The 6,761-nt window shown below is 46.7% G+C and carries 7 protein-coding genes and 1 pseudogene; all 8 read right to left on the minus strand.

Going from position 1 to position 6,761, the window contains the following annotated elements; all coding sequences use genetic code 11:
• Positions 1–64: 64 nt before the first annotated feature.
• Positions 65–1,540 (minus strand): cell division protein ZipA, encoded by a 1,476-nt coding sequence (zipA, locus tag ABY436_RS08390; protein ID WP_372738526.1) that lies wholly within the window; start codon positions 1,538–1,540, stop codon positions 65–67.
• Between the two features lie 80 nt (positions 1,541–1,620).
• Positions 1,621–2,874, minus strand: a complete 1,254-nt coding sequence (ccmI, locus tag ABY436_RS08395; protein ID WP_372738527.1) for a c-type cytochrome biogenesis protein CcmI — start codon at positions 2,872–2,874, stop codon at positions 1,621–1,623.
• A complete protein-coding gene (locus ABY436_RS08400; RefSeq protein ID WP_372738528.1) occupies positions 2,871–3,338 on the minus strand; it encodes a cytochrome c-type biogenesis protein CcmH in 468 nt (155 codons plus the stop codon). The genes ccmI and ABY436_RS08400 overlap by 4 nt, the downstream gene beginning before the upstream one ends.
• A 2-nt stretch (positions 3,339–3,340) precedes the next feature.
• Positions 3,341–3,880, minus strand: a complete 540-nt coding sequence (locus ABY436_RS08405; protein WP_372738529.1) for a DsbE family thiol:disulfide interchange protein — start codon at positions 3,878–3,880, stop codon at positions 3,341–3,343.
• 11 nt (positions 3,881–3,891) lie between these two features.
• Complete coding sequence (locus ABY436_RS08410) at positions 3,892–5,880, minus strand: heme lyase CcmF/NrfE family subunit (RefSeq protein WP_372738530.1); 1,989 nt, start codon at positions 5,878–5,880, stop codon at positions 3,892–3,894.
• Entirely contained in the window at positions 5,877–6,338 is a 462-nt protein-coding gene (ccmE, locus tag ABY436_RS08415; protein ID WP_372738531.1) for a cytochrome c maturation protein CcmE, read from the minus strand. Before ccmE ends, ABY436_RS08410 begins: the two co-directional genes overlap by 4 nt.
• Positions 6,335–6,514, minus strand: coding sequence for a heme exporter protein CcmD (gene ccmD, locus ABY436_RS08420; protein WP_372738532.1), 180 nt, complete (start codon positions 6,512–6,514; stop codon positions 6,335–6,337). The genes ccmE and ccmD overlap by 4 nt, the downstream gene beginning before the upstream one ends.
• Positions 6,515–6,521: 7 nt before the next feature.
• A pseudogene (locus tag ABY436_RS08425) lies at positions 6,522–6,761 on the minus strand (heme ABC transporter permease); the annotation flags it as partial.

The following is a 6,761-nucleotide window of genomic DNA, read 5'->3' on the forward strand; positions in this document are numbered from 1 at the left end:
TTATCAGACTATTAAAGATGACAAATTACTTACAATAATTACTTATAAGAGTTACTTATAAGAGTTACTTACGACGATGCCGGTTATGCATTTCATATTCACGGATACGCTCACGATAATGTGCTTTAGTCTGAGGACGCATCACCGAGCGGTTTTCATCAAGCAGATCCCCACCTAAGTGTTTCGATACCGTTTCCGCTGTCGCCAGCATACACTCGAACGCATTCTTCACATCAGCAGGCTCGCTCATAGACATGAAAAAGCTGACACCCGGCGTTGTCATCTCGTCCATATGCTCCAGATCAAATGTTCCGGGATTAACAGCATTCGCCATACTAAACTGTACCGCGCCTTTATCAATTCCCTCTTCAAAACGATGAAACAAACTCATATCACCAAAGCGCATACCGCAAGCCAACACAACTTGCAGAAGAGTTTGCCCATCCAACGGCTGATCTTTACCCACCACGGTTATAACTAATACTTCTTCGGGCTCTGGCGCATGCTCGCGAGCTTTACGATCGCTACGGGCATGTTCTAACTTATCCTTCTCAAACAAGGAGTCCTGCTCAGATAAGCTACTAACATTGTCCTCATCGGATTCAAAATGTTGCTCTGAAGAAATATCAGTTTCGTCCTGTGTCGCTTGACGTTCTTCTTCAGGTGCCTTAAAAACTTCCACATCAGCAGAGACAGATACTTTATCTTTTGAATCAATTTTTTCTTCAGTAATAAACGCTTCACGGACATCTTCTGCTTCAGCGTGAATTGCCCTCACATCACTTTCTTTAGAATACCGATCATCAGTTACAGATTGATCACCACTCTTATTAGTATATTCATGATGACTGTCTGCATCAGTATCCGAGGCCTCGGCATCATCTTCCCCGGATGTCTCCGGGTAGAAAAACATCTCTTCCTGTGCCGCCGAAACGCTCTCCTCATCACGCTTTTCTGATGCCTGTCGCATCAGGACAGTTATAGGCTGCTCAAGATCAAAAAGCTCAGAGGCCTGATCTGATTTGTCAACGACCTCTTCAGCAACGACAGCCCGTCTGACAGGAGAGAGTATTTCTGGAATATCATCAAAAAGCGGATCTAATTCCGCTTGCCGGGTAGCGGCATGCTCTGTAATGTGAGCCGCTTTGCCGGCAGTCGCACCGACGCCGGAGCTTCCAATATCAGACCTCGCATCTCTGCTCTTGCCAACGTGTGCCTGGCCTGAAGTGCCCGTCTCAAGATAATCATTCAGATGCTCAAAACCTGGATCAATGCGCGCAGCAGTACCCGCCACTTCGCTGGTGTTCGATTTAAACGGGTCACTTCTGTAGCTGGTCTGTGCTCTGGCACCACCATTAGGTAGTTCAGGATTGTGAGCATCCGAGCTTGGCGCACTTTCCACATCATCCGAAAGACTTCTGTCTATATCAATTTTCAGTGTGTTTCGTTGGCCTTTCATACGGCGCCAACCGTCGAAAATAATCAAGCCGATAACCAGAATTCCACCAATTATCAACCACTCTCTTAAGCCGATATCCATGTTTAAACACTTGCCTCAGAAAACGTGAACTTATTCATACTATAGACCGAACGACTCTACTGAACAATCTACTCAGGTATCTAGTCAACAATCCGATCAATAACCAGATTAACGGGCTCGGACAGCTCTTTTACAGCAACCAGCACTGTCGCCGACTCTAAATCACCAGAAGCGGCCTGAGGTTGCCCACTCATCGATATTCTCGCACCAATTTCAACATTCGGATGCAGCGACAGTTTCGCCTGCGGTGTCATCGCCAGACTATCATCCAACGAAATTGTTGTTGGCAACTCGCCTACGGTTAAGCGGACCGCTGCCACTGGTATACGCCCGCCTACCGGTTTGGCAAAAACAAACACAACCTGATCCGCCGCTATATTGTCACCTAGTTGTGGATCAATGCTAACACTCAGCTGTATGCTGGCGATGGCCAACTCAGGGACATCAGGAACCGGTTTACCTTGTTGGGCCAATTGCTCTAACGCGCGTTGAATCCCTGCTTTAAGAGAGTCCGCGGCATCAGGCTCTGCATTTTGTAACGCTTTACGCCAAAAACCTACCGCATCCTCGAGGCGATTCTGCTCAAAAGCATCAATCCCCAGCAAGCCCAAAGCGGTCACTTCCAGGGGTTCGCGATCCAACGTCAGCTTGATCTGCTGTCTGACTTCCTCATCCATCTTGCCACCTTTGGCAAAATAGAGCCCTTGTGCATATTGCCCCATCACGCCGACATATTGTGTAGCATCCTCGGGCAAAATATCGAGTACTTGCTTAAAGCTGGCAACCCCTTTATCAAACTCCCCCAAATTCATATAAGTTGTCGCCAGAATATACCAGCCTTCTGCATTTTGCGGATTTGCTTGCAGCTCACTGACCAACATCTGGATAGCTTCTTCCACTGTCGGTTGTTCACCATTTTCGAAACGTAACTGCTCAGGATACTCCATACTCATTTGTAACTGGTGCGCACTGCCATGCTGAAAATACAAACCAAAAGCGCTAATCGGAATCAACAAAGCCATCAATACAACAGCGACCAATTGTTTTGATCCGATAGACGAAGATGTTACCGACTGCACTTCATCACTGGCATCCTCAAGCAGGTTTTTCTCTAGCTCTAATTTTAATTCTTCGTAATCCTTTTCCTGGAGATTTCCGGCCACTCGCTCAGCCTCCAGTTCAGATAAGCGTTCCTCAAAAATCTCTATATTTTGACGCGTACGATCAACATTCATCGCGGCCGATTGTACTTTTTTGGCCTGTATAAAGGGGACAAATATAAACGACAACGCCAATAGTGTCAGAAGCGCAATACCAACCCATAATTGAATCATTCAGCCTTTCCCTTATCCAGCAATGTAGCTAATCGTGTTTTATCATTGTCATTTAACGAATCATCTTGTTGCTCATTAACTCGCTTGCGTTTTCGGGTTATCAGCCAAATAACCGCAAAACCAACCGCAACCAACACAAAAGGTCCGTACCATAAAATCCATGTACTTGCTGACATGCGCGGTCGATAGAGCACAAACTCACCATAACGCGCCACCATATAATCAGTAATTTCTGTGTTGTTCTTGCCTTCTTCAAGCATGCGGTGAATCTCACGACGCAAGTCAGATGCTATCGGTGAATTCGAACCGGCAAGATTCTGGTTCTGACATTTTGGACAGCGCAGTTCATTGGTTAACTGCTGAAAGCGCTCGCGATTAGCGTCATCCGTAAACTCGTAAGTATCAATCGTGGCATTGGCAGCCAATGATAAAAACAGCATGAATACAACAATGATTGATCTCATCGTCACCCCTGAGTTTCTGTGGATATTTGCTGTAAAATGGTGCGTAATTTAGACCACACCTTCTCGTCTACTGCGCCAACATGCTTGTAACGAATCACACCATTAGCATCAAGCACATAAGTTTCAGGAGCGCCATACACACCCAGATCCAGACCGAGCGCGCCCTGTTCATCAAAAATATTAGCTACATACGGATCACGGTAGCGGCGTAACCACTCTTTAGCGGCGCCCCGTTCATCTTTATAGTTAATACCATAAATAGTAACGCCTTCTTCACGTACAATCTTATTCAGCTGCGCATGCTCTTGTTTACACGTTGGGCACCACGTTGCCCACACGTTCAACAGCGCTGGTTTCCCTTTCAAATCATTCTGCGTCAGCATCCTGTTATCATCAATCAGGGAAGGCAGACTAAAATCAGGGACCGGCTTATCAATCAGTGCTGATGGCAGCTCAGTAGGATTCAGGCCCAACCCTTTCCAGAACAAAGCCCCCATCACAACAAATATGACTAAAGGAATAAAAAGTATAAATCTACGCATGTTAACTCCCTTTAAACCGCCAGATTTTCACGAGTGAGTATTGCTGCATTAGCCGCTTGCTTAGCCACCCGCTTTTTCCGATAACGCGCATCACTGGCTGCCAGCAAACCACCGAATGCCATCATAAAACCACCCAACCAAATCCATCGAACAAACGGCTTATACTGGACGCGGACAGCCCAGGCACCGCCTTCCAACGGCTCACCCAGCGCAACATAAAGATCACCAAATAAGCCGGGATCTATATCGGCTTCCGTCATAACATCACCACGCGCTGTATAGAGTCGCTTTTCCGGATGCATGACAGAATGTGGCTTACCGTTTTTCAAAACAGTGAGTATGCCCATGTCCGAGGTGTAATTTGGCCCTTCAATGTGTTTTGATCCTTCAAATATGAAGGTGTAATTCTCAAACGCCAACGTATCTCCCGGCATCATGCGTAAATCACGCTCTTCATTATAGATGGACACCAAAGCCACACCGGTGATCGACACGGCCACCCCAAGATGCGCCAGCATCATAGCGACATGGCTGCGTGAAAGGCCACGTAAACCTTCGGTCAGTGTACGTTTATGCTTAATTTTATTGACAATATCGCGCAGTACAGAGATGGCAACCCAAAAAGCCAGGATCATTCCCAGAGCAGTTTTCAGCTCAAATGCACCCGCATACATCAACGGGAATGCCAAGCCGAGTAACAACGCCACTACAGCAGGGATACCTAGCTGCTTCAGCAAATAATGAGGTTCAGTTTTTTTCCAGCGAGCAATAGAGCCCACTCCCATAAACACCACCATCACACCGATAAGCGGCACAAACAGCGCGTTAAAATAGGGAGGCCCGACAGAAATTTTACCGAGCGACATCGCGTCGATAATTAATGGATATAAGGTACCCAACAACACCATCAGACAGACAATCACTAACAGTATATTGTTAATCAACAGGAAGCTTTCTCTGGACACCAACTCGAACGAGGATTCACTTTTGACATGCGCGGCTTTAATGGCGTACAGCAAAAAGGAGCCTCCGACAGTAATGGCCAGTAACATCAAAACATAAAAGCCACGCTCAGGATCTGAAGCAAACGCGTGAACCGACGTAAGCACACCGGAACGAACCAAAAAAGTCCCTAAGAGGCTAAGCGAAAATGCAAAAATCGCTAACAGAACCGTCCAACTTTTAAATACACCACGTTTTTCAGTCGCTGCTAAGCTGTGCACCAATGCTGTTCCGACCAACCAAGGCATAAATGAGGCATTTTCAACAGGATCCCAGAACCACCAACCGCCCCAACCAAGTTCATAATATGCCCACCAGCTACCCAGCACGATGCCGATTGTCAGAAAAGCCCAGGCCACATTTGTCCATGGACGTGACCAGCGGGCCCAGGCCGAATCCAGACGGCCACCCATTAATGCAGCAATGGCAAAAGCAAACGCCACAGAAAAGCCAACATATCCCATATACAGCATGGGAGGGTGAATAATCAGGCCTATATCCTGCAACAGAGGATTGAGATCGCCACCTTCTAACGGAGTATTCGTTAATAATCGTCTAAAAGGGCTAGAAGTCAGCAAGGTGAAGGAGGTGAAACCGACACTGATCATCCCCATCACAGACAATACACGCGCCACTATATCCAGAGGCAACTCTTTGCTTTTTACGGCGACGGCATACGTCCAGGCGCTGAGAATAAACACCCACAGCAATAAGGAGCCTTCATGCCCACCCCAGATAGCACTGAATTTATAATAGACCGGTAACGCCGTATTCGAATTGCCCGCCACATAAGCGACACTAAAGTCATCCGTCATGAAGGCATAACCAAGGCAAAGCATGCTGATCAGCAAAAATAGGAAAAGCGATTTAGCCAACGGCCGCGCATAACTCATCCACAGTTGATTGCCTGTGTAAGAACCAACTAAAGGCACTACTGATAACAGTACAGAAAGACTTAAGGCCAGAATAAGTGAGTATTGCCCAAGTTCAGGAATCATTTATTGTATGTCTCTTTAGGTGGGATCGGCATTTTACCTGATTTTTCCAACGCATCGGCTACTTCCGGAGGCATATAGTTTTCATCATGCTTTGCCAGCACCTCTACTGCTTGAAAAATCCCCTGAGCATCCATCGACCCCTGAGCTACGATACCCTGACCTTCGCGGAACAAATCAGGGAGAATCCCGGTAAACTCTACAGGCACTGTCTTCGCATAGTCTGTCATTTCAAACTTAACATGCAAACTTTGCTGATCACGCACTACACTGCCCTCGACCACCATGCCACCGGCACGAATGCGCGTATTTTCCGGAGCCTCGCCATTGGCAATCTGCAGCGGCGAATAAAACAGATTGATATTTTGATTCAGAGCGTAGAGCGCCAGGCTCACCGACACACCGACACCAAACACAAGAAAGAGAACGAGGATAAGCCTCTTTTTACGTTTCGGATTCATTGAGCGTTTTTCTCCCTACGCAGACGCCGAGCTAAATTTTTTATTAGCTCTTTACGTGTAAATAACGGCAAAATCAGATTCCCGATAAGAATCGACACACCGATCGCATAAGACAACCAGACATAGAGCCCGTGGCCATCCATTTTAATAAACTCAGAAATTGTTTCGAACTGCACAGTCACCTCACCGGGAAGTAATCAATTCACGCACCCAACCAGAGCGACGCTCTCGACGAATAATCTCATTACGTAGGCGCAGCATCAAAGACACACTAAAAAAACAATAGAACCCCAAGACCATCACTAACAGAGGCAACCACATCTCAACCGGCATCGCTGGCTTTTCTGTTAAGGTGAAGGTGGCTGGCTGATGCAGGGTATTCCACCAGTCTACGGAATACTTAATGATAGGAATGTTAACCAA

Origin of the sequence: Neptunomonas sp. (assembly GCF_041601355.1) — a bacterium.
Lineage (GTDB): Bacteria > Pseudomonadota > Gammaproteobacteria > Pseudomonadales > Balneatricaceae > Neptunomonas.

Bases quoted from the DNA above. Each gene is read 5' to 3' on its own strand.
- ABY436_RS08400 (WP_372738528.1), bottom strand. From the start codon at position 3,338: ATGAGATCAATCATTGTTGTATTCATGCTGTTTTTATCATTGGCTGCC.
- zipA (WP_372738526.1), bottom strand. From the start codon at position 1,540: ATGGATATCGGCTTAAGAGAGTGGTTGATAATTGGTGGAATTCTGGTT.
- ABY436_RS08405 (WP_372738529.1), bottom strand. From the start codon at position 3,880: ATGCGTAGATTTATACTTTTTATTCCTTTAGTCATATTTGTTGTGATG.
- ccmE (WP_372738531.1), bottom strand. From the start codon at position 6,338: ATGAATCCGAAACGTAAAAAGAGGCTTATCCTCGTTCTCTTTCTTGTG.
- ccmI (WP_372738527.1), bottom strand. From the start codon at position 2,874: ATGATTCAATTATGGGTTGGTATTGCGCTTCTGACACTATTGGCGTTG.
- ABY436_RS08410 (WP_372738530.1), bottom strand. From the start codon at position 5,880: ATGATTCCTGAACTTGGGCAATACTCACTTATTCTGGCCTTAAGTCTT.